At 38.2% G+C, this 23,277-nt stretch carries 20 protein-coding genes and 1 tRNA gene; 9 read left to right on the forward strand and 12 right to left on the reverse strand.

Features of this window, described 5'->3' with window-relative positions:
- Nucleotides 1-279 precede the first annotated feature (279 nt).
- On the forward strand, nt 280-1,146 hold the full coding sequence (locus FTU62_RS12425) for a lysophospholipid acyltransferase family protein (protein ID WP_180102834.1): 867 nt from the start codon (nt 280-282) through the stop codon (nt 1,144-1,146).
- 125 nt (nt 1,147-1,271) lie between these two features.
- Nucleotides 1,272-1,493 carry a hypothetical protein gene (locus FTU62_RS12430; RefSeq protein ID WP_180022426.1) on the forward strand — a complete coding sequence of 74 codons (222 nt, stop codon included), beginning with the start codon at nt 1,272-1,274 and terminating at the stop codon, nt 1,491-1,493.
- A 154-nt stretch (nt 1,494-1,647) separates the two neighbouring features.
- On the opposite strand, the gene FTU62_RS12435 is transcribed toward FTU62_RS12430, so the two are convergent.
- Nucleotides 1,648-2,403: a glycosyltransferase family 25 protein gene (locus FTU62_RS12435; RefSeq protein ID WP_180022427.1), complete on the reverse strand. Its 756-nt coding sequence runs from the start codon at nt 2,401-2,403 to the stop codon at nt 1,648-1,650.
- A gap of 101 nt (nt 2,404-2,504) precedes the next feature.
- Here FTU62_RS12435 and FTU62_RS12440 point away from each other — a divergent pair, with 101 nt between their 5' ends.
- Entirely contained in the window at nt 2,505-3,389 is an 885-nt protein-coding gene (locus tag FTU62_RS12440; RefSeq protein WP_180078744.1) for a hypothetical protein, read from the forward strand.
- Between the two features lies 1 nt (nt 3,390).
- Here FTU62_RS12440 and FTU62_RS12445 read toward each other — a convergent pair whose 3' ends face one another.
- The 8 genes from FTU62_RS12445 to FTU62_RS12480 form a co-directional block, all read right to left on the reverse strand.
- Entirely contained in the window at nt 3,391-4,383 is a 993-nt protein-coding gene (locus FTU62_RS12445) for a glycosyltransferase (protein WP_168378744.1), read from the reverse strand.
- 2 nt (nt 4,384-4,385) lie between these two features.
- The gene (locus tag FTU62_RS12450; protein ID WP_168378743.1) at nt 4,386-5,039 is read right to left on the reverse strand and encodes a YrbL family protein; all 654 of its coding nucleotides are present in this window, start codon (nt 5,037-5,039) and stop codon (nt 4,386-4,388) included.
- Entirely contained in the window at nt 5,023-6,042 is a 1,020-nt protein-coding gene (locus tag FTU62_RS12455; protein WP_168378742.1) for a glycosyltransferase, read from the reverse strand. The genes FTU62_RS12450 and FTU62_RS12455 overlap by 17 nt, the downstream gene beginning before the upstream one ends.
- Before the next feature lie 171 nt (nt 6,043-6,213).
- Nucleotides 6,214-7,692: a phosphoethanolamine transferase gene (locus tag FTU62_RS12460; protein ID WP_180102835.1), complete on the reverse strand. Its 1,479-nt coding sequence runs from the start codon at nt 7,690-7,692 to the stop codon at nt 6,214-6,216.
- A gap of 87 nt (nt 7,693-7,779) precedes the next feature.
- Complete coding sequence (locus tag FTU62_RS12465) at nt 7,780-8,673, reverse strand: mitochondrial fission ELM1 family protein (protein WP_180102836.1); 894 nt, start codon at nt 8,671-8,673, stop codon at nt 7,780-7,782.
- Nucleotides 8,674-8,756: 83 nt separating this feature from the next.
- Nucleotides 8,757-9,683, reverse strand: a complete 927-nt coding sequence (locus tag FTU62_RS12470) for a branched-chain amino acid transaminase (protein ID WP_078191262.1) — start codon at nt 9,681-9,683, stop codon at nt 8,757-8,759.
- A gap of 18 nt (nt 9,684-9,701) precedes the next feature.
- Nucleotides 9,702-12,461, reverse strand: coding sequence for a bifunctional [glutamate--ammonia ligase]-adenylyl-L-tyrosine phosphorylase/[glutamate--ammonia-ligase] adenylyltransferase (glnE, locus tag FTU62_RS12475; RefSeq protein ID WP_180102837.1), 2,760 nt, complete (start codon nt 12,459-12,461; stop codon nt 9,702-9,704).
- Between the two features lie 119 nt (nt 12,462-12,580).
- Nucleotides 12,581-13,840 carry a sensor histidine kinase KdpD gene (locus FTU62_RS12480; RefSeq protein ID WP_180102838.1) on the reverse strand — a complete coding sequence of 420 codons (1,260 nt, stop codon included), beginning with the start codon at nt 13,838-13,840 and terminating at the stop codon, nt 12,581-12,583.
- A gap of 1,122 nt (nt 13,841-14,962) precedes the next feature.
- On the opposite strand from FTU62_RS12480, the gene FTU62_RS12485 reads away from it, so the two are divergent.
- The 3 genes from FTU62_RS12485 to FTU62_RS12495 all read left to right on the forward strand — a co-directional run bounded on the left by FTU62_RS12485 (nt 14,963) and on the right by FTU62_RS12495 (nt 18,748).
- On the forward strand, nt 14,963-17,197 hold the full coding sequence (locus FTU62_RS12485; protein WP_180102839.1) for an NADP-dependent isocitrate dehydrogenase: 2,235 nt from the start codon (nt 14,963-14,965) through the stop codon (nt 17,195-17,197).
- A gap of 452 nt (nt 17,198-17,649) precedes the next feature.
- Nucleotides 17,650-18,057: a hypothetical protein gene (locus tag FTU62_RS12490; RefSeq protein WP_180102840.1), complete on the forward strand. Its 408-nt coding sequence runs from the start codon at nt 17,650-17,652 to the stop codon at nt 18,055-18,057.
- A gap of 202 nt (nt 18,058-18,259) precedes the next feature.
- Entirely contained in the window at nt 18,260-18,748 is a 489-nt protein-coding gene (locus FTU62_RS12495) for a hypothetical protein (protein ID WP_180039866.1), read from the forward strand.
- 300 nt (nt 18,749-19,048) lie between these two features.
- Here the strand turns inward: FTU62_RS12495 and FTU62_RS17645 are convergent, their stop codons facing one another.
- From FTU62_RS17645 to FTU62_RS12505, 3 genes are all read right to left on the reverse strand, one after another.
- Nucleotides 19,049-19,783, reverse strand: a complete 735-nt coding sequence (locus FTU62_RS17645) for a tyrosine-type recombinase/integrase (protein WP_373886366.1) — start codon at nt 19,781-19,783, stop codon at nt 19,049-19,051.
- Nucleotides 19,687-20,061, reverse strand: a complete 375-nt coding sequence (locus FTU62_RS17465; RefSeq protein WP_306670177.1) for an Arm DNA-binding domain-containing protein — start codon at nt 20,059-20,061, stop codon at nt 19,687-19,689. The genes FTU62_RS17645 and FTU62_RS17465 overlap by 97 nt, the downstream gene beginning before the upstream one ends.
- Nucleotides 20,062-20,229: 168 nt before the next feature.
- Nucleotides 20,230-20,316: transfer RNA gene (locus FTU62_RS12505), tRNA-Leu, on the reverse strand.
- A gap of 178 nt (nt 20,317-20,494) precedes the next feature.
- Between FTU62_RS12505 and queA the strand changes: the two genes are divergently transcribed.
- From queA to FTU62_RS12520, 3 genes are read left to right on the forward strand one after another with little or no spacing between them, the layout of a single operon-like run.
- Nucleotides 20,495-21,535 (forward strand): tRNA preQ1(34) S-adenosylmethionine ribosyltransferase-isomerase QueA, encoded by a 1,041-nt coding sequence (gene queA, locus FTU62_RS12510; protein WP_180078731.1) that lies wholly within the window; start codon nt 20,495-20,497, stop codon nt 21,533-21,535.
- 21 nt (nt 21,536-21,556) lie between these two features.
- Nucleotides 21,557-22,585, forward strand: a complete 1,029-nt coding sequence (locus tag FTU62_RS12515) for a hypothetical protein (RefSeq protein ID WP_180102841.1) — start codon at nt 21,557-21,559, stop codon at nt 22,583-22,585.
- A 54-nt stretch (nt 22,586-22,639) separates the two neighbouring features.
- Nucleotides 22,640-23,206, forward strand: a complete 567-nt coding sequence (locus tag FTU62_RS12520) for a LemA family protein (RefSeq protein ID WP_078191268.1) — start codon at nt 22,640-22,642, stop codon at nt 23,204-23,206.
- Nucleotides 23,207-23,277 lie beyond the last annotated feature (71 nt).

Raw genomic sequence — 23,277 nt, forward strand, 5'->3', positions numbered from 1 at the left:
AACCCTGCGCTATGCAGGGTTTTTTTATTTCAACCTATAAAAAGTGGTAGAAAACCTACAAAATATAAATTAAAGATTTGATTTACTTTGCTAATATCAAAACGCTTCAAGTACGTTATGATGTTGCACTACATCCTTTGAGCAATGGACAGCTCAATTTTCCACTTCCGATTATTTTGTTTTTAGATTCAGATCTTTTTGTACTTTTCACTGAATAAGTCCGGTCTCTTGGCAAAATTTATTTTATTCCATGCTGTCAATTTTGAGACCTTGTGATCCATGTACTTTATATTCAAAATCATCGCGCTATTGCCACTTTGGCTGTTACAAAACTTGGCTTTGATGATCGCGTTTATTCTTGACCTGTTTAACTCATCAATCAAACGTATCACTAGCATCAATATTCAACTGGCCTACCCAGACTTGTCCGAGACAGCGCAGAGACAGCTCGTCAGTCAAAGTATCCGTAGCCAATGCCTGACCTATATTGAATTTATTAAATGTTGGGGGATGCCGCCGAGTTATAGCCTGAACTTATTGAAAAACATTTATGGTGAAAATATCCTCACGGAAGCACTGGCAAATAAAAAAGGTGTCATTGTTGTGGTTCCGCATTTTGGCTGTTGGGAACTACTCAATGCATGGCTGAACTTGTATACAGAACCGATGATTATGTATAAACCGAATAAAAATAAAGGGATCAATCGTTATCTGTTAGAAGCACGAGAGAAGTTCAATGCAACCTTAGTCCCGACAGATGAAACGGGGGTCCGTGCCATTTTTAAACATTTGAAACAAGGTGGCCTAACGGTCATTTTACCAGACCATTTACCGAAGTCTTCTAGCGGTATTTATTCCAATTTTTTTGGGCAAAATACTTTATCGATCACGCTGGTTTCCAAACTTGCTGCAAAAACCCAATGCAATGTCATTGGATTAAGTTGTATCCGACAACCTAACCTACAGTACTTTGATGTGCATTGCCAAACCTTATCAGACGAGATTTTATCTAAAGACTTACAATGTTCTGTCGACACGCTCAACATTGCCATGCAAGACATCATTAACCAAGCACCAGAACAGTATATCTGGTCTTATAAACGTTTTCGGGTCTGCTTTGGCAATATCAATATGTACCGCAAATAAAGGTGATCTAAGAACATCTCAACCTTTAGAGTTGTGTTCCGCAGGCTTGAATTAATCTTATTTAATTGAGATCAATTATCGACAGTGGCATAATAGCCTCAATTTCCACTTTAAGTGATTCTCCTATGGCTATGCGTCCTGAAGTCCGTCGTCGTGCAATCGTGTTGATTGTTTTTTCTGTCGTACAATGGTTGTTCATGCGCTACATTTTAGCCAACGAATTATTTAACTTAACTACCTATAACCGCATTGTTCTATTTTGTGTCAGCAGCCTTGCAGGTGCATTATTAATTTTTGTAGGTTTGATTTACATGGTGTTAAAGGGTAATGCGGAAAAGGACTCTTAAAACACTCTAAAGTCTCTTTTAAAAAATTAAATAGTATAGAAATTTTATAAACTGTTAACTAAAAATTTGACCTACTTTATATTTACATGAAATTTTATTTAGAAATAAAGTAGGATATAATTTTATAAAAACAGAATAAATTATTCGTATTCAATCATTTATACTTACTTAAGAATATTTTCAGAACTTTCTTTTTATATTTTTTAACATAACTTTTTTTCTTATTTTTTATTAACTGAATCTGTTCTCTTTCCTTTTGTAAATAACTATCTGTAACTGCATCTATTAGAGGCGGATGATCAAAAAGGTAAGAGGCATAAAAATTTACATATGGATATTTTACAATCACCCCTCCCCATTGATCACATAATTTGGGTGATTTGTGATATTGGAGTAAAATTTCAGCCATCTTACGATCTAAAACATAAGCATATGTAGAGGTCATATTTTCAATAAATAAAGGATGGATCTTTAATATATTTCGCTCAAATATTTTTTGCTCAATAAATCTACCATACACATTTTTAGCACAACTGAGTTGAATACCACCTAAGCTAAGAAAAAATGTAGAATTTAAGCTCAATTTTTCTATATGTGAATAGAACTCATCAAAATCAATCTCACTTAATAGTGAAATTGCATCATCTTCAAATACAAATGCCAAATTAGCATCTGTATCTAAAAAGTCTTGATAAGCTTTTAAATGAGACAGTGTACAACCTAATTCACCTGGCGTTAAAGGTCTACTTTTTCCTAATACCCCCAAATGAAAATACTCATCAACTGTTAATTTTTTACCAACTACCCCAATTTTATTAAATGAACTTGAATTTCTAAATATTCTTTGCTTAAAAAAATCTACTAGTCGTTCACTATTTTCTTTCTCGATAGAAATCACATATTTTTTCATGAACTGATTAAAAATAAATGCTAAATTGATAGCTAAATCATATCATTTGTATGTCTAACTATTCAATTGTTAGAGAATCTTAATTAAAAATAGAGTTATATATGCGGTTTATTGTTAAAAAATGGTTTTCATTTCTACAAAAAAAAAGAGAGTTAAAATTTAACTCTAGATGGTACCTACGCTTTGGCCAACTACAGTTGCCTTTTGAACCCCAGCAAATTCTATCCTTACATGAAATTCATGCACCTGAAGGGCACGTTTATGCCGATCCATTTATTGTAGAAGAAAATGGACGTACATATATTTTTATTGAAGAAGTTTCACCTGAGCATCCTGTTGGTTATTTATCTGTCATGGAAGTTTTTCAGGACGGTCAATACAGTCCACCTACTCCAATTATTCAGTGCTCTTATCACCTTTCTTATCCTTGTATATTCAAACATGAAGATATTTGGTACATGATTCCTGAAAGTGCAGCCAACCAAAGTATCGAGTTATGGAAATGTACAAATTTTCCATATTCTTGGGAATTTGATCGTACATTAATAAGTCATATAAATGCTGCAGATACTACACCGTATTATCAAAATGGAATGTGGTATCTATTTACCGCGATTAAAAATCAAAAATCAAAAAAATATGGTAATGAACTCCATATTTTTTACAGTGAGAATCTACTGAGTAGTGATTGGCAACCACATCCTCAAAACCCAGTTAAAAAAGGCATTGTGCAATATCGCCCAGGTGGTCACTTGAGCATGATCAACAATAAATTAGTCCGCCCATCACAGGACTCTCTGAAACGCTATGGTGGCAGCTTAGACCTCAATGAAGTTACAAAACTTTCTCCAGAACACTACGAAGAGAAATTTTGGATGAAATTAGATAGTGAGTGGCACCCGAATGATAATGGCTGTCATACCTTTAATATTTTTAACCAACATATTGTGATAGACGCAATTCGTGAAACCCCTAAAAAACTTTAACTTAATTTTGATACAAATTTTCAGTTTGCTGCAACATTGATTCAAATTTTAGGTTTTGCTCTGCTTTTATAAATGCTGCTTCGAATAGAGGGAGCATTTCAGCTCTAGGTTTTAATTCCCTCGATATCAAGTTCGCCATCTGTTCACTCGAATTCGGTTCACAGATAAACTGCCCATCAATAAAGTCAGGCACCATCCCAACATCAGTCGATAGAGTTGGTACGTGACTCAATAGAGCTTCAGCCAAAGTAATAGGACCACCTTCTTTTAAAGAAGAAATTACGAAGCAATCTACCTGAGCAAGTAAATCAGAAATATCTGACCGAAAACCCAATAGTTTTACACGATCATTTAAGTTAAGTTGGTCGATCTGAGTTTTCAGCGATTGGTACTGAGTCCCATCCCCTACAATCCATAATTCAGCATTGATATTTTTCCAAGCATCAATCAGGATATGAAAGCCTTTCACTGTTTCCAATCTACCAATCGCCAAGGCAATGGTAGGCTGATTTTCACATTTCACTTTATTATTAATTTGATTAATATCTTGATCTACACCATTCCAAATCACATGAACTGATTTTGAAATCGGAAATTTTGCTTTAATTTTCCCACTCACAGCAATGATGTCATCAAACGCCATGAATGGTTTTAAATTACTTTTCATCCCATGTACGGTGACAATCTTTTTACAAGAAAACTGCTTTAACCACGGTGCTAAAATACTTGCTGCTTTACTTGCCTGAACATGTAAAACGTCTGGTTGAAGTTGCTTTATTTGTTTAACTAACGCATAAATGAGAAACGGATTCCAGCGACTTCTAGAAAAATCAAATGGATGTAGTGTGATATGACCACTTAGTTTTTGTTGATAGGAACGATCTGCAATTAAATGAACTTCATGACTTTGCGCCAATCCACGACATAAATCTAATGTATGTTTTTCCAACCCCCCCATACCACCATTCGTTGCCATGACCTGTACAATTTTCATGATTACTCCGACTTCATATTTTTTTGTATCAACTGCTTGAGACGCTCTGCACGGCGACGAAGTTTTTTATGCATTAAGAAATCAGACCAATAAGACCATGGAATAATCTCCTTACTCTTTAATGTTGATTTAACATCAATACATTTTAATCTAAGCCCACCTCGATGATGTTGAACAACTAAATTACCCGAGTTTAAATCAAATAGTGGAATATTATGTTGAATTAGCCAATCCGTTAACTGATCAATCGAGTGACATACAGCCTCTATATTCAATGGTATTTGATGCTTGAGATAATGATGAAGACTAAGCGATACCTCACCTTGCTCATCCCGAATTAACTCACAACTAAGAATTAGTTGTGCATGAACAACTTCTAACTTCAAACAAGAGGCAATAAATTGATGTAATTCATGCTCATCAATACGTCTTTTTAAACGCTGATATGCACTCCATTCAATGTAATTTTCATTAAACCGATAAAAATGAGCGCTTAAAAAGCGTTGGATTTTTTGGCGAAAATTCTTAATTTGACGTTGTTCTGGAGGTAAATCTATTTTTAAACACACCTGAGGATCGGAAGGTGAAATCACGCAATAACGATTTGCTCCCGCCCCCAAATACTCTGCTGACTCTAACTTAGCAACTGAAAACATGATCCTTCCATTCATAGTCTTCGGTATAAGGCTGTGAGAAAATAGTCTCTAACATGAACTTTGTGACACGTTTTGAACTATAGCTAGAATGCGTTCTGTTCCAACCAGCTTCAGCAATCACTTTTGCTTCCTCGGGATGATTCACATAATATTGAACCTTATTTGCTAAATCATCAACATCACTAAAATACACCACTTCTTTATCTGAAAATAACGTCTCAAATCCAGGAATATGAGGTGTGAAGGTCAATAACCCATTACCTGTCAGTTGTGTAATACGATCTGATGTATATAAATCTAATGAATTCGCACGTGAATAGTTTAAGCCCATACGGGATTGACTTAAAACTTTAAAATATTCCGCACCAAAAACTTTTGGATCTTCATCAAAACCGCAATAACGTGTAGGAATATGTTTAATTTTTTGTTGCAAACTACGAATAAATTGAGTACGTTCCACATCAGAAGATGAACCACAAAAGACCAATTCATTCACAAATTCATTTTTTTCAAAATTTTTTAGACTATCAACAGCATCCAGACTCATATTTGGCATATAAGCCACTTTATTGCCATTTCCTAAAGTCTTTAATAACTCACCACTTGTGGTGACAAAAATACAATCTAAATAAGGCGACCATTCTTTAATAAAATTCGCTTTCTTATCTACGCAAATCCAATCAACATACCAAAATGCTACTTTCGTTTTGGGATATTGTGCTTTAACTTGTTTTAACGTTTCCGTACTCAATAATGATGAATGGCCTATTAGGATTAAATCTGGTTCAAAATTTTTTACAACTTTTAATACTTCTTGATTTGCCCATTTTTTACCAACTTTTTTAGTGCGCCAAATGGTGCCATAATAAGCCATATCATGAAAAGAGAAGTCATAAACATGATGACCATTTAAAATCAAACCTGCCGAAATTTTTCTGTCTGTATTATAAAATTCAGCCCCAGATTTTTTAAAAGCAAAATTATTGATATGTAATATTTTCATAAGTTAACTCTGCAATCATATTTTAACATAATTAAAATTTCTTTCTTAATCTTACCTGGGTAATTCAATTATAAATAACCTCTAACAACAAATTAAAAGTGATTTATCAATTCTGCTAAGACTTACAAATAAAACAAAAAAAATCAATTCATTTTTTTTTTTTGCTGTAAATCATTGCGCTTCGCTTTCATTTAATTTTTTATATGGCACATAATCATCCCAATCAAAAACGGTGACATTTTGATTGTCTTCGATATTCGCCAACGATTTTTTAGGATCTAATAATGGTGTTTTCACCCCCAATAAATCTGCATAAATATGCATATAATCATAGGCACTCACAGTCTTGTTATAGTGGTTTTTGGCCTGCGCATCGCTACGTAATACAAAAAATGGAACCTGATAATTATCTTTAAATTCATTATCTACATGATATGAATCTTCATCCACGGTCATACCATGATCAGAAAAATAGGTCACACTGAAACTACGCTGATCAGCCTTCAAAGAGGTATATATCTGTTCTATAAAGTGATCCAACTTATTGATCGAAGATAAATAACAATTAATCGTTTCAGGTTTATTCGCATACATACGTGGTGCCTTAAACAGACGTTCACAAGCATCCGGATGTGAACCCATCATATGAATAAAAATTACATTTTTTTGATTGGCATATTTTTTTAACTGAGCCTGTAATATTTCGACCATTTTGTCGTCATCAATATTACTCGACATATAGTTACCACTTTTCAGGAAGAACTGATGATCGGCATGAATAGCAATTTTAGAAATCGCCGTATCATTTTTCCCCATAAATCCCTGATTTGAAATCCATATGGTGTTATAACCCGCTTGTTTTGCTAATGTCACAACATTTTTTGCAATCTGCGGTTCACGATTTTGATCAACCAAAGTCAGCGTTCGAGTCAGACTAGTTACCGTATTAGGTGCAGTTGCGATGTAATGATCTACAACATCCAGTGGCATCTCATTTAAAAAAGGTGTGGTATCGTCTTTCGAACCGTAGAGTGATAAATGGTCTCGCTGAACACTCTCACCAATGATAACCACTTGATTATCATAGCTAGCATTCACCTGTTGAATTTTCCAATCAACATCTTGCACATTATCTTTAAGGAGTTTGGCCTCTTCTTGTTTATATTTAACCGTCGCTAGTGCAGTTTGAACACCAAACACACTGACGCCGTTGGCAATAAAGATAAGTGCCAAAATCAGCTTGCGATAATTTCCCTGATTAGCTTGATTAAAAAATAAAATATAAAAACAGAGACTTAAAAAAATAATTAAGGCAAAAACAATATATTTAGGATTAACTACAGATAAAAATTCAAAGGCTTCATTGGTATTGCTTTGGAACATCGATGCCACGATTCCCAAAGACATGTGTCCTTGTAAGAACCCCGTCCCACTTGCAATATACAGGCTAATGACAAAAAACAGCGCAAGGAAAATGTACTTAAAAATACGACTATGTAATTGTTTTACAGCAATGAAAAAAAACGTACTCGAAAGAACCAAGATAAAAAATAAAGGAGCATCTTTGACTTCAGATAAATAGTCCCCAAAACCCAACCCAACGCAAAACCCAATTGAAAGCAAAAATGGAAACAAATAGGTTTTTAGCATGACCTGACAACCCTTTAATATTATTCAAACATTGTCTAGTTAGACTGAAATGTTGGTAGAAATTTTTCGTCGGGTATTATCTATACTTTAGGGACCGAGTACAATCTTTTTGGCGATACGGTCAGTTTCTTTAAATTCGCTAGCGAGATTCAAATCAGTTAAAGTGGTCTGTAACGACACCAAGCCTTGTTTTAAAATTTCATCTACCGACTTGGTAATCCGGTCTTCCTTCAAGCGATCCACTTCAATCACCCCGACTTTACAACCCGCGGTGAGAGCCTCGTAAATCATTGAAACACTATCTTCAGTTACCCAAACCGCTTCGGCTTTTTGCATTTCTTCGAAAATCCAACCTTGCGGAGTGTCTTCAACTGGGAAAATCTGCAATTTTTCAATATTTTTCAACTGCGTTAGTTCTGCTAAAAACGCTTTTGGTGTGCGCCGTGAAGTGGTCAAAATGATTTCTGAATTTGGATTCTGCTCGACTATCTGTTCAATCGCTTGGAGCACTTTAGCTGCATTCCACTGATGGCGTTTTGACGAACCCCCCAAAGCGATCAAGATTCGACCATGCTGATGCCGCTCTTCATTTACAATAGGATTTAACGCACCTTGTGTGGTTAGTACTTTATTAGATGCCTGAATACCATCGTGCTGTGGAATCACCGCATAATCAAAGCATGCAAACGGCAAGCTTGGCTTCATTAAAATAATGGTTTTGGCTTTGTTATACACTTTGCCTAACAGCCATACTCGAAAATGCGTATGGCTGCCGACGCCAAAAATATAGGTTGGCACGTGTTCTACGGCATGAACTTGATGGCTAAACAGTGCAGAAATAAGTGTCGCTATAGGCAAATCATCAATTGAAATTTCTTGAAATGTGACTGCTTCCTGAGATTGGCGCTGCATGGCTTTAAATAAACCCAAAGCTTGTGAGCGATGTCCTGCTTTACCATCACTGACATAAACAATATGCATAGTCACGTTCCCAAAAATTCAATATCTTCAAGCCAATAAAAAAGGCGAAACTTAGTTTCGCCTTTTCATCTTAACCGATCAGCTTATTTTACGTAAGTTAACCAGTGCGCATATTTAGGGTCTTTACCCTGAACCGCATTAAAGAATGCAGTTTGGATTTGCTCAGTGATTGGACCACGACAACCTTCACCAATTTGACGGTCATCATATTCACGGATTGGTGTCACTTCAGCAGCAGTACCTGTGAAGAATGCTTCATCAGCGATATAGAATTCGTCACGTGTAATACGACGTTCAACCACTTCAAAACCAAGGTCTTTCGCAATCGTAATAATGGTTTGACGGGTAATACCATCAAGTGCACCACCCGCGATGTCAGGAGTATGAATCACGCCATCACGAACTAAGAATACGTTTTCGCCTGAACCTTGACATACATAACCTTGTGGGTCGAGTAACATTGCTTCGTCATAGCCAGCATGTGCCACTTCTTGGTGTGCAAGAATGGACAAAGTATAGTTACCAGATGCTTTTGCTTTACACATGGTCACGTTTGGATGATGGTGCGTAAATGAAGACGTTTTAACACGGATACCCTTCGCCATCGCTTCATCACCAAGGTAAGCACCCCAACTCCATGCAGCAACAACGGCATGAATTGTATTGTCAGTTGCTGCAATACCTAATTTTTCTGAACCAATAAAAATAATTGGACGTAGGTAGCAAGAAGCCAATTTATTTTCACGAACCACATCAATTTGAGCTTGTTCTAATGCTGCATGATCAAATGGGACTTTCATTTGATAAATTTTTGCAGAATTTAATAAACGCTTAGTGTGTTCTTTTAAACGGAAAATAGCCGTTCCATTCGGAGTTTCATAAGCACGGACGCCTTCAAACACACCCATGCTGTAATGCAATGTATGTGTTAATACGTGAGTTTTCGCCTCACGCCAGTCAACTAATTGTCCATCTTGCCAAATAAAACCATCACGATCAGCCAAGTTCATGGCACACACTCCAAATTTTTATACACAGTCATTTTTATCCAATGCAAACGTTGCAGTTGGATCAATTAATCTTTGCCATAGCTTGCAAACGACCACTCGGGTATCGTGCCAATCGTCAGCTGAAACTTGCATGGATTGATTCGCAAGTGCTAAACGGTGGCTCTCGGCTCGTTCACGGAGATAAGCTTGAATCAATGCTGTCGCATCGGCGCTGGATAAGCAATCCGTTCTTGCGGCATCCTCAAGGATTCGTACGTTGTCAGAGTAATGGGCGAGATCGGGATTCGACCCACTCCATGCTAATACTGCATACTGTGCCATAAATTCGATGTCAACGATACCACCTGCATCTTGTTTTAAATGAAAAATTCCATCTTTTTGCTGCTCTTTAGAAGAACCTAGATGGTCTTTCATTTTTTGTCGCATTTTTAGCACTTCTGCACGAACATTGTTCTCATCTCGTGGCTGAGTCAAAATATTGCAGCGCAAGTTTTCAATTTCAATCCGTAAACTGTGCTCACCTGCAATGGTTCTGGCACGGACCAAAGCTTGATGCTCCCAGACCCAAGCATTTTTATGTTGATATTGCTCAAAGGCTTTTAAGCTGGTCACCAATAATCCCGCCTCTCCCGAAGGTCGTAAACGTGTATCCACCTCATACACTCGACCATCTAGGGTTTGCGTGGTCATTAAGGACATAAATTTTTGTGCCACCCGCATGGCAAATTCAAAGCCGCTAATTGGTTTCTGTCCATCGGTATCCGCTTGTTCATCCATATAGTGAATAAACACCAAATCCAAGTCCGAACCATAACCTAGCTCAATGCCACCCACCTTGCCATAACCAATCACCGCAAAAGCCGTGTGATCAATCGAACAACGCTGCCCTTCTGCATCAATTGGATAGCCATGTTTTTTGGCAACAATTTGATATGCCAAATGCAAGGTTGCATTCACCGACACTTCAGCAATATCGGTCAATGCATCCGATACTTTCATCAACGGGCTTTCGGCCAAAACATCACTAGCAGCTACTGCTAAGACATTGGATTTTTTAAATAATCGAAGAACACGCATCTGATCTTCAACTTGATCAATTTCAATTCGAAGCAGTTGTTGACGTAGAGAGTCTTCTAAATCTTTACGCTTTGGCAGCTCAAAATCCATCGACAAAAACTCGTCCAACAGCACGGGATAATGCGTCAATTCTTCGCAGATCCAAGGACTCACTGTTGCCATTTTCACTAATCGTTGTAATGCCCCTTTGCTCTCAATCAGCATCACCAAATAGACCGTACGGCGCAGCACCGACTCCACCAAAGGCATGAGACGTAGTAAGGCCACCTGAGGTTTATCTGACTGTAATATCGCCTCAATGAGATGTGGCCAAAAGGTTTTTAAGCGCTGTACAGCTTTGGCAGGTAATTTTTTCAGTGCATGTCCATACCAAAATTCGTGAATTAAATTTTTGGCATCATCATCTAGAACATCGTTCAACTGGGCTTCTAAATGACTAAAACTTTCCAATAACGGATCGGGTTCTTTTTCTTTAATAAGATGCTCAAATTGGTAAATGACTTTGGCACGCTTCTGATTGAGTACATGCAAAAAGTCATCCCAAGATGCAAAACCTAAAGTATCTAAAATACGTTGGCGCGGTTCAGGCTCATGTGGCAACGATTGGGTTTGCTGATCATTTAGCGCTTGTATCGCATGTTCAATACGACGTAAAAATAAATACGCATCTTCTAAATCAGCAACCGCGGTATTTTCTAATAATCCAACTTCACCTAAATGATGCAGACTCACCAAACACTGACGATCTTGCAACTCGAGTTTTGAACCGCCATAGATGAGCTGAAAAACTTGAACAATAAACTCTACTTCACGAATTCCGCCTGCACCGAGTTTAATGTCATCTTCGATATTACGACGTAGCACTTCACGTTCGATCATGGCTTTCATTTCACGCATGGCTTCGAAAGCGGTGTAATCAACATATTTACGGAAGACGAAAGGTCGGGTCATTTCCAGTAACTCGGCGCCTTCTTTACCGCCAGTGACGATCCGTGCCTTAATCCAGGCATAGCGCTCCCATTCGCGTCCATGCTGGCTTAAATATTTTTCTAATGCCGCATGACTGATTGCCAAGGCAGAACCATCACCCCATGGGCGAAGGCGCATATCTACACGGAAGACAAAACCATCTGCGGTAATATGGTCAAGCAGGTAAATTAATTTTTGTCCCCACAAAATACAGAACTGCTGTACATCAATACATTTTCGACCATTGGTTTCGCCCTGTTCATCAAAGGCAAAAATAAGATCAATATCACTTGAAAGATTAAGTTCCTGTGCACCAAGTTTTCCCATGGCAACCACAATTAGGTCTTGAACTTTCCCCTTATAGCCTAGCGGTTCGCCATATTTCGCAATCAACGGCTTTAGTGCAAAATCTTTTGCCGCACAGATGGACGCATCGGCAAAGTCTGAAAGCTCTCGCGTTAAGGTGACGACATCGGTGAGTTGATTGGCATCTTGCCAAATCCAACGAAACATCAGACGTGCACGCAGCACACGAATTGCACGCATCCAACTATTTTCATCTTGGATATCGGCAAGGCTGCTTACGACAAAATGTTGAATTTGTGCTGTACTGAGCGAGGTTTGAAACTGATCAATTGCATAGTCTTGTTCTAAACTGGCCTGATGGATTCCGAGCACCTGTTCAGCATATTGACTGGCACGTAATGTTTTCTGCAATTGCTCCGCATTCATTTCACAAACCCTAGCGTGATTTTTTTCTAGTTATAACAGTTGATAACGCTTAGGGAAAAGTATTTTTAGGCTTTTATACCAATAGATGCGCATTAAAGTTCACTTAAGGTCGCATCTTTCTATGCACTGCTGCTCTCGGTACTTAGGGTTTGATGCAGGCTCGTCGCCTGTGGCAACCAGACTTTAAATTGTGTGCCTTCACCTTCTTTCGAATTCACCACAATTTCACCCTGATTTAAGTCCACAAAACGTTTACAAAGGACTAAACCCAACCCCGTACCACGTTCTCCTGCCGTACCTTTAATACTAACCGTCAGTTTTTGCTGAAATAAATCATCAATCTGAGCTTGGGTCATCCCCAATCCAGTATCTTGAATAGTGAATACAACCCGTTCTCCATCTCGATCGGCTGAAATCGTCACCACACCTCTACCATCGGTATGGGTAAATTTCAATGCGTTTGACACCAAGTTTTGCATCACTGATGTGATCATATTGATATCTGCATTGACTTTAATACCTTCAGGCACGGCATTGATCAGTCGAATATTTTTCTTCACAGCCAAGCTATTTAAGACATCACTGACGATTTTTGCAGACTGATGTAAATCAAAATTAATCGGGTGATAAACAAAGCGACCACCTTCTGCCATAGCCCAGTTTAATAAGCTTTCTAAGAGGTTATACGTCGACTGTGTGGTGTCATATAAATAGTCTGCAATATTTTGCACACTCGAATCATCTAAGGTATGACGCTCCTGTGCCAAAACTTCAGAAAATCCAAGTAGACCATGAAAAGGGGCTCTTAAATCATGCGCAATAATTTGGAAAAATTTAGTCTTACTAAAATTCAGTGCCGACTGCTGTTCATAGGCTTCTTTTAATTCGGCATTTTCAACACGAAGTTGAATAATATTGACTAGACTTTGTACAAATTCTTCAACGATCTTTAATTGTTTGGCTTCAAATGCAGTGACTTGATCATCGAATAAAATAACTTTACCGATAGATTCTTGATCATACTTTAAATCAAAAGCGACTAAACGCTGATGCCCTAAACCCAGTTCTTGCATATAGTCGGAATAAGCTTGGTAATTTTCAGCGTCTCGGTCTATACGAGAATGTTCAGCAAAAAACTGATCTAGACGATCATCATCAGCTTCGGCCATAAAGGCCTTAAATATGTGCTCTGACGCATACCATATATAAGGTTCATTTTTAAATGCGAGGACAGCATTATCGACTTGCACAATACCACGCGCGAACTTTAAAAATTCTGCAATGCGGTTGTCGTCCGTATAAACCCCCATCAATAAAGACAAACGACAGGCAGTTAATAATTCGGTTTGTGTACCAATATCCAGTAAACGTAAAGCCATCCCGTTGCTCTCCTCAGGGGTTTATCTTAAAGATAAAAACCAACTGTTGTGTTCAAGATTAATAGCAAAAATAGCCCAAACACTCAATAACAAAACCCAACAAAAAGACAAACATCATTTACGAATGCGCTATTTAATTGAACTTTCATCCAATTAGAAAATAAAAATATCTATAAAGAACATAATATTAAAGGTAAAACAAAAATTAAAACAATAAAATTAGAAACTTAAATTAATTTAAATTTTATTGACTGTTTATTTTAAATCGCACTTTTCGCGTTTTATTCAAACTAAAAACATGACCAAAAGAAATATTCATTTACATAAGACCTAAAAAACTGGGGTTAATTTTCTTTAACCACATCACAAAAAATAGTGAGTTTTATGACTATTCTATGACCAGATTACTCATCAGGATGCTCGTTTCAGTCAACTACACTAAATGAATCTATTATTAATCTTTTCTATTAGACTAATTTATTAGTTTTTATCAGTTGTGTGTCATTTGAGCATTAAACCATACTTGCTCGCTTTTACTTTATTAAACTGAGCTAAAGATTCATTTCATGCTTCTAATGCACATGAACTCATTCACCCAAATGACTGAAGCTGAAAAAGTGCCATGCCTTATTCATCAGATATATAAGTTATCGCATAAACATTCCGCGAGCATTCAAAGTCAAACGGAGCATCAAACTCACGTCGTTCTTTAATAAAGTCCCCAATCCTGACTAATTTTCGAACTTTCGCACCAAATCTACACCTAAAAGTTAAGGCATTCGGTTTGACCTATCAAACGCTTTGCTTTACAACTAAAACTTGAACGAGCCATAAAGAACAGATCAGCCCCAAAAAAAATGATATAAATTTAATTGTTCAATAGCTTTAAGCTATGAATAACAAGCTTTCAATATTTCCCTTCTCGGTTTTGCGCTAAAATTGGGCGTCAAACTGCACTTCTTTTGTATCATTTTTCTACGAAATGACCACATCACAGGATCTTGCGTTGACTGAAAAGCAATGAACCCCGATACTTTCATAGTTTTATTTAAGCAAATCGGTTCATAGAGGCGAGCCACAAGCTCGGACCTCAAAGACACAATCTAAAGCAAGGGGCTATATATGGCTGGTGGAAAGTCAACTATCATCTACACACTGACCGACGAGGCGCCATTATTGGCGACTTACTCTCTGCTGCCGATCATTGAAACCTTTACTAAACCTGCTGGCGTTGAAATCGTTAAACGCGATATCTCAGTTGCAGCACGTGTACTCGCTGAATTTTCAGACTATCTAAGCGAAGAACAAAAGGTGCCAAATAACTTGGCAGAGCTTGGACAATTAACCCAAGATCCAAGCACAAACATTATCAAACTTCCGAACATCAGTGCTTCAGTTGGCCAATTAACTGCTTGCATTAAAGAATTACAGTCTAAAGGTTTTGCAGTTCCGAACTACCCAGAAAACCCAGCGACTGAGGAAGAAAAAGAAATCAAGGCGCGTTATAGCAAATGCTTAGGTTCTGCTGTAAACCCTGTACTTCGTGAAGGTAACTCTGACCGTCGTGCGCCTACTGCAGTAAAAAATTACGCGAAGAAACATCCGCACTCTATGAGCGAATGGAAACAGTGGTCACAAACTCACGTTTCTCACATGGACGAAGGTGACTTCTACCACGGCGAAAAGTCGATGACTTTAGACCGCGCTCGCAATGTAAAAATGGAATTGATCACGAAGTCTGGTGAAACTATTGTTCTTAAGCCTAAAGTTGCGCTTCAAGACGGCGAAATCATCGACTCAATGTTCATGAGCAAAAAAGCACTTTGCGACTTCTATGAAAAAGAATTAGATGATTGTAAAGAAGCAGGCATTTTGTTCTCTCTACACGTAAAAGCGACCATGATGAAGGTGTCTCACCCAATCGTTTTCGGTCACTGTGTGAAGATTTACTACAAAGATGCATTCGAAAAACACGGTAAATTGTTTGATGAGTTAGGTATTAACATCAACAATGGTATGTCTGGTCTTTACGAAAAAATTGAAACTCTTCCGACTTCTCTTCGTGAAGAAATCATTGCTGACTTACATGCTTGCCAAGAACACCGTCCTGCACTTGCAATGGTTGATTCTGCAAAAGGCATCACTAACTTCCACTCACCTAATGACGTAATTGTAGATGCATCTATGCCCGCAATGATCCGTGGTGGCGGTAAAATGTGGGGTGCTGACGGCAAACAGTACGACTGTAAAGCTGTAATGCCTGAATCTACTTTCGCGCGTATCTACCAAGAAATGATCAATTTCTGTAAATGGAATGGTAACTTTGACCCACGCACTATGGGTACAGTTCCTAACGTTGGTCTGATGGCGCAAAAAGCGGAAGAATACGGTTCACACGACAAGACTTTCGAAATTCCTGAAGCGGGTGTTGCCAACATCACGGATCTGGAAACAGGTGAAGTGTTGATGTCTCAAAACGTGGAAGAAGGCGATATCTGGCGTATGTGTCAGGTGAAAGACGCACCAATCCGCGACTGGGTGAAACTGGCTGTTACACGTGCACGTAACTCTGGTATGCCAGCCATCTTCTGGTTAGACCCGTACCGTCCACACGAAAATGAACTGATCAAGAAAGTACAAAAATACCTGAAAGATCACGATACAGACGGTTTAGACATCCAGATCATGTCACAAGTCCGTGCAATGCGTTATACACTTGAACGTGTTGCTCGCGGCCTAGATACAATTTCTGTAACTGGTAACATCCTACGTGACTACCTCACAGACTTGTTCCCGATTATGGAATTGGGTACTTCTGCGAAAATGCTTTCTATCGTGCCTCTAATGGCTGGTGGCGGCATGTACGAAACTGGTGCGGGTGGTTCTGCGCCTAAACACGTACAACAACTTGTAGAAGAAAACCACTTACGTTGGGATTCTTTAGGTGAGTTCTTGGCACTTGCTGTTTCTCTTGAAGAAATGGGCATCAAAGAAGACAACGCGAAAGCGAAACTTCTGGCGAAGACTTTAGATGCTGCAACAGGCAAACTGCTGGATAACGACAAATCTCCATCACGTCGTACTGGCGAGCTGGACAACCGTGGCAGCCACTTCTACCTTGCTAAATACTGGGCTGAAGAACTTGCTGCGCAAGACGAAGATGCAGAGCTTAAAGCGAAATTCGCTCCTCTTGCTCAAGCACTTGCTGAAAACGAAGAAAAAATCGTTGCAGAACTTGCTGAAGTTCAAGGTAAAGCCGCGGACATCGGTGGTTACTACGCTGTAGATACAGCAAAAGTAAATGCTGTAATGCGTCCAAGCGCAACTTTAAATGCTGCTCTTGAGGCTGCTCAATAAGTTGATGCAAAACTAACTTAAGTTAGTGATGTAAAAAAACCAGCGCTTCGGCGCTGGTTTTTTATACCCCAATTTATATAGTGTTATGCCAACTATTTCATTTAATACTTAGCTCTAAATTTTATGAATGTGAGTGATCAAAGATTAGGATTTTTCATTCAACTATAGCTATATAAAATTATTCAAAATAAAGAATTCAATACACATTAAATTTGTAATTACACAAAAAAAGAGACATAAACAATTGATTTAACATCATAAAAATTCACAAATAGGCTAATTTGACACAATTGATAAAAAAGACTCGTTCGCCTATCTACGATAAGCATAATCAAATATATACGCTACCTGACACATGTAAAGTCAATGAAAATTGGTTATTCACCTTTCCACGTTTTAAGTAGTTGACAAGAGCGTAATGTGTCCCTACAAAATTCAGACAAGGGAAAATCATGAAATTAACAGATAATGAAATTAGAGAACATCTCAAAGAATTCTATAGGTTCAAAGATGAATACAATAAGAAATACAAAGACGAGCAAAGACTGATTGATTATGTTTACAGACTATCTCACCCTTCTGTAAAGCCATATGTTCATATTCTTCGTCGTCAAACAGACCATCATATTTTGGTTTTAGACCTTATCTATAAAGATGCTGTAGAAACTGCGATAGGTGTAAACAATACATTTATTGGAAAGAATTCAAATTACAATGACTATTCGATTCCAAGAGCATACGCCCCAACAAAACCATTAAAAGGGAAACCACCTCCTCCAGGTATCGGATGCGACTTCCAAACCACACGTCAACTTGAAATGTTTATGCTTGATGTTTTTGGTCTTAAGATTATTAAGTAGTAAGTTTAAGCTTCCAAAAAATTGCATTCATTGTGAAAAATCAGTTCATTATAGGTGCGTACTTACTCAATTACGTACTTACTCACTTAAGTAAGTATTTACATTTCAACAAGTTACAATAATAAAAACTTTCAAATGCTAAAATCTTCTTGTATGCTTGGAGGGATCGGGATCGAATTCCCACAACAAAAAAAGTAGAACTATGACTCGTACAACAATCATTAAATCTGAATTAAGTTTGATACCTAATAAAGACCAATATTCAATTCGATACTCCATCAATGGACAACAGTGGATTCATAATATGACCCACGAACACTTAATAGATGCTAGCGACTTTTTGAACAAAATTGCTATCCATGGGAGCATTGATCTACTGCGCTGGACAAAAACCACAGATAACTTTGATTTCATTTTATTAGTGAATAAACTCAAGCTCACCAAAAACAAAATGCATATTTGGAACGGTCAAGATAGCTATTGCACAATGTGGGGTACAGGAGGGCTCAAGCAAGACCGTCACATCTTGACAGACACACCTCCTGCAGATGTTTTTTGCTCAACATGTGTTGATCAATATCGCAGGCATGTTCCTAAAGAGAACCAAAAGATATTTGATGTAATGTATAGACTCAAACCTGAAGATCAGGACAACGTCCTAGAAAATGATATTGATCCATCCTTATTCTAAGAGTCATACGATGTATCAAGTAAAGCTCTCAGAGTTAGAATAATCATAAGGAGCTACATACCCTTTAGCTTCAATATCAATCAGGTATTGGCTCTACCACTGCATCATACGCTTACGCTCATGCAGATACTCTGCAACATGAGTGTAAGCACCCACAACCTTATCTCGCTCCTGATGACTCATTTGCTTCTCAATAGCATCTCTTTGAAATAACCCACACTCTCCTAACGCTGAGCGTGCCATAGCTCTAAAACCATGGAAGCATATATCTTTTTGAGTATCGTACCCCATGCGTCTTAATTAGCTATTAAAGGTATTCTCACAAATGAATATCACATTACTATGAGAACTTGGAAAGATCAGCTCTGATGTCCCTGCCAACCTTTTTACCTCCTGAAACAGTCTTATCGAATGATCAGATAGTGGGATGATATGTGCTTCTTTCATTTTTGAGCCACGATCTGAATGCTTAACTCCATTGACATGGTTTCGCTTCGCAGGAATTATCCATTGCTTCTTCTTAAAATCGATTTCATCCCATCTTGCAAATCTTAGTTCGGATGAACGTATGAAGATATGTAAACTTAACTCCAAACAAAGCTTTGTCATTTCATCACCTGTGTCAGCTTTGATTCGTGCTAGTAGCTCAGGGAGACGAAGAAGAAGTAAAACTGGTCTGTGATTTTTAGGTGCAGTAAGATCGAGGCTCTCCATTTCTCTTACATGGTTTACTTCAATGTATCCATACTGAACGGCATAACTAAAGATAAGTACTAGATCAGCCCTTATTCTCTGAGCATTATCAGCACTAGTCTCATAGATTTTGTTTAAGGTAATACGAAGATCTTTTGGCTTAACATCTTCGATCTGAAAATTACCAATATGAGGAAATAGATGGTTCTCAAATTTTCTCAATCTCTTTTTCTTGGTTTCTTCATCTAAAGGCTTCTTAACAGCATACAAATCAAGCCAAGTTCTAATGATGCTTCTAGCGAGTAGTTTCTGCTTTGAGTGCTCTCTAGCTTTTCCAAGCACTCCTTCGGATCAATGCCTTCAGCTTGAAGAGTCAAATACTCTCGTCTTTTTTCACGAGCAAAAGCTAATTTACATTGAGGATAATTTCCAATCGTAACAACTACACGAGATCCCTGCTTATTCTTGTATTGGAAAATCCACGTCTTTGTCCCAGACTTCCTTATCCGAAGGTACAAACCATCACCATCGCATAATGTATAGTCTTTGGAATTGGGTTGAGAAGACTCAATTGGAGTCACAGTTAAAGGCTTAACTAACCGCGCCATACTTTTAGACATCCAGCTTTGTATTCTGGATGTTTATTATTGAAGGCAAGAGCACAAAAAGGTACTAAAAAGGCACTATGTAAAAGCATGAAATATCACGCAAAGTGCACGTAAATCATTGATTTCCTTCAGGCAATAAAAAACCCCAAGTCTTAATAAGCTTGGGGTCTTTTAGAATTTTGGTCCCGAGGGTCGGACTCGAACCGACACATCATCTCTGATAGTGGATTTTGAATCCACCGCGTCTACCAATTTCACCACCTCGGGAAGGTGTTGAAACGTATAATAAACTGTTTCAAAAACTTGTCAACGCATGATGTTCTCATTTGATTAAAAATAAACCGTATAAGAATTTTTAGATGGATAATCCATCAATTTCAGCGTTAAAACCCAAAAAAGCTTATACTAAGCCAAATTTCATTATCCCCTTTTCAGATTTCTTAACATGCAACTTTCTGACTTTAACTTCAATCTCCCCGACGAACTCATTGCCCGTTATCCGCTTGAAACACGTAGTGCATCACGCCTACTCCATCTCGACCTCAATGGCGAATATCACGACCATCATTTCACTGACATTCTAGACTTGCTCAATGAAGGTGACTTGTTGGTACTGAACGATACCAAAGTGATGAAAGCCCGCTTGAAAGGCAAACGTGCAACTGGTGGTGCAGTTGAAGTCTTGGTTGAACGTATTCTTGACCCAAAAACCGCACATTGCCACATTAAAGCCAGCAATACACCTAAAGAAGGTGCGGAATTATTTATTGGTCCAGACGAAGTTAAAGTGACCGTTCAAGGCCGTCATGAAAACTTATTTGTTGTGGAATTTTCACAGCCTATTTTACAAGTTTTAGATTTATACGGTGCTTTACCGATTCCGCCTTACTTTAACCGTGAAGCAGAAGCGATTGATACCGAACGTTATCAAACCGTGTTTAACGACCCAACCAAATTGGCGTCTGTCGCAGCACCAACAGCAAGCTTACATTTTGATGAAGCGCTACTCAAAAAATTGGCGGACAAAGGCGTAAATAAAACCTTTGTTACCTTGCATGTGGGTGCAGGTACATTTTTACCCGTGCGCACCAATGACATTGAAAATCACATCATGCACAGCGAATGGTGTGACGTGTCAGAAGAATCTATGGCTTTAATCCGTGAGACAAAAGCACGTGGCAATAAAGTTATTGCTGTCGGTACTACAGCGACTCGTGCGACTGAAAGTGCCGCCCAAGCCAATGGCGGCGAACTCAAGGGTTGGACTGGTGATACACAAATCTTTATCTACCCAGGTTATGAGTTCAAAGTAGTCGATCGTTTAATTACCAACTTCCATTTACCTGAGTCTACCCTGCTCATGTTAGTGTCAGCGTTGTCCAGTCGAGATAATATTTTGAATGCCTATCACCATGCCGTCAAAAGCCAATATCGCTTCTTTAGTTATGGTGATGCAATGTTAATTGATAATATTAACCACAAATAAAATTACGCCGAAATCATCCCTATGCCGATAGATTCTGTAAAGCACTCCATCCATATTCGTCGAAAAAAGAATGCTGTGGTTTTTCAGAATATCGCTCGGCTCTGGGATATAGGCCGAAACGCCAAAACACACCAAGAGCTCCTCGATGGACTGCATCCATGGAATGCTCCCATTACTCTCAAATTTGAAAATTTACTCCCCCTAGCTTTAGCTGCACTGGGTATCGGATTCATGCTGTTTATTGTAATTCAGCCCGATCATGGCTGGGCACAGCTCTGCTTTGCTGTGGGGTTGGCCATGGTGTTCTGGGCCTATATCAGCTATGAAAAAGATGATCCGCTCGAAGATGTTATTGCGTTTTTGGAAACCGAATGCATCGCAAAAAAATACCAACTGGCTTTTAACCGACAGCCTCAATACATTTCGATGCCGCTGAATAATCTGCAATTTATTGGCAATCTTAAACGCATGTTCCCAGTGTTTAAGCAAGGCAGCCTTTCGAATGACATTCAGACCTTTGCAAGCACTGTTTGGGAAGATGAAAATCAGCAACAGCATCAGGTCATGGTCTTTCATTATCACTATGTGAATGAACTGAAAGTACGTGACAAAGATGGTGATGAAGTCACGGTTAAAGAAATTCATAAAGACTTGTGGGGCGTATTTGTTTTTGATATTGGCATCCATGGACTTGCCGTATCTGCAACAGGCAAAAACTTTGGCTATCCCTATAGTTTTCCTTGGCACAGCAGCGACATTCAAACTAATCAAAAATTAAAGTTTTATGGCGAGAACCAAATGGAAATCGCTAAATTGCTCAGCCCGGGCTTTGTCCTCCGACTAGCGAATTTTTTTCAAAACCGTGAAGGTGATCTGCTATTTCATCCGAGCCACCGAATAATGTGCTATCTTGGCTCTACAGATTTATTTAAAGTCAGTAGTAAAGCAAAACGAATTCAGGATGTTTCTGCATTGCGTGGACATCTCAGAACCTTTAAATTAAATGCTTTAGAAAATTTGAAAAACGACTTAACGCAGTTTTTAAAATAGATTTCATATAATAATGTTTTAAATTACGACCTTTTATCTTGAGGATAAAATTTTATGGGGCTTTTGATCTTTGTTTTAATCATCATTGCATTGGTGATTGGCGCAATCATGATTCGCAACAACATTGTCCGACATCACAATGCAACCATTCGTGCATGGTCAGATGTAGCCAGCTATGAACGTCAAAAAATCAAAATTTTAGATGGATTACAGCCTTTGGTTGAGCAATATTCCAATTTTGAACAAGGGACTTTGGCAAAAGTCACTGAACTCCGTCAAAATATTATGAATTTGAACGTAAACAGTACCGATGTCAGCCAATTACAGCGTATCGAAGCCTTAAATCAAGATCTAATGCGCAGCCTGAATGTTGTGGTTGAAAACTATCCTGAGCTCAAAGCCAATGATATTTATCTGAAAATGATGAATGAAATTGAAGAACAAAACGAAAATGTCGGTGCGGCGATTACTATTTTTAACCGCAACGTTGAGTTGTTCAACAATCACATTCAAGTGTTTCCTAACAATATTATTAATACGCTATTGCTGAGTAAAAAAGCGGTTCGCCCTTTCCGCGATCAAGCTGCCAGCCAAAATTTTGATTATCGTCCGAACTTTTAAGTTCGGGCTTTAATGCACAAAAGTAAAAAAAATAATGATGAGGTGATCAAGCACCTCCAAAACTAGAAAGA

The organism is Acinetobacter sp. YH12126 (genome assembly GCF_013418745.1).
Classification (GTDB): domain Bacteria; phylum Pseudomonadota; class Gammaproteobacteria; order Pseudomonadales; family Moraxellaceae; genus Acinetobacter; species Acinetobacter amyesii.

Coding starts and splice junctions, on each gene's coding strand:
- FTU62_RS12425 (WP_180102834.1), top strand. CDS start 280: ATGTACTTTATATTCAAAATCATCGCGCTATTGCCACTTTGGCTGTTA.
- FTU62_RS12430 (WP_180022426.1), top strand. CDS start 1,272: ATGGCTATGCGTCCTGAAGTCCGTCGTCGTGCAATCGTGTTGATTGTT.
- FTU62_RS12435 (WP_180022427.1), bottom strand. CDS start 2,403: ATGAAAAAATATGTGATTTCTATCGAGAAAGAAAATAGTGAACGACTA.
- FTU62_RS12440 (WP_180078744.1), top strand. CDS start 2,505: ATGCGGTTTATTGTTAAAAAATGGTTTTCATTTCTACAAAAAAAAAGA.
- FTU62_RS12445 (WP_168378744.1), bottom strand. CDS start 4,383: ATGAAAATTGTACAGGTCATGGCAACGAATGGTGGTATGGGGGGGTTG.
- FTU62_RS12450 (WP_168378743.1), bottom strand. CDS start 5,039: ATGTTTTCAGTTGCTAAGTTAGAGTCAGCAGAGTATTTGGGGGCGGGA.
- FTU62_RS12455 (WP_168378742.1), bottom strand. CDS start 6,042: ATGAAAATATTACATATCAATAATTTTGCTTTTAAAAAATCTGGGGCT.
- FTU62_RS12460 (WP_180102835.1), bottom strand. CDS start 7,692: ATGCTAAAAACCTATTTGTTTCCATTTTTGCTTTCAATTGGGTTTTGC.
- FTU62_RS12465 (WP_180102836.1), bottom strand. CDS start 8,673: ATGCATATTGTTTATGTCAGTGATGGTAAAGCAGGACATCGCTCACAA.
- FTU62_RS12470 (WP_078191262.1), bottom strand. CDS start 9,683: ATGAACTTGGCTGATCGTGATGGTTTTATTTGGCAAGATGGACAATTA.
- glnE (WP_180102837.1), bottom strand. CDS start 12,461: ATGAATGCGGAGCAATTGCAGAAAACATTACGTGCCAGTCAATATGCT.
- FTU62_RS12480 (WP_180102838.1), bottom strand. CDS start 13,840: ATGGCTTTACGTTTACTGGATATTGGTACACAAACCGAATTATTAACT.
- FTU62_RS12485 (WP_180102839.1), top strand. CDS start 14,963: ATGGCTGGTGGAAAGTCAACTATCATCTACACACTGACCGACGAGGCG.
- FTU62_RS12490 (WP_180102840.1), top strand. CDS start 17,650: ATGAAATTAACAGATAATGAAATTAGAGAACATCTCAAAGAATTCTAT.
- FTU62_RS12495 (WP_180039866.1), top strand. CDS start 18,260: ATGACTCGTACAACAATCATTAAATCTGAATTAAGTTTGATACCTAAT.
- FTU62_RS17465 (WP_306670177.1), bottom strand. CDS start 20,061: ATGTCTAAAAGTATGGCGCGGTTAGTTAAGCCTTTAACTGTGACTCCA.
- queA (WP_180078731.1), top strand. CDS start 20,495: ATGCAACTTTCTGACTTTAACTTCAATCTCCCCGACGAACTCATTGCC.
- FTU62_RS12515 (WP_180102841.1), top strand. CDS start 21,557: ATGCCGATAGATTCTGTAAAGCACTCCATCCATATTCGTCGAAAAAAG.
- FTU62_RS12520 (WP_078191268.1), top strand. CDS start 22,640: ATGGGGCTTTTGATCTTTGTTTTAATCATCATTGCATTGGTGATTGGC.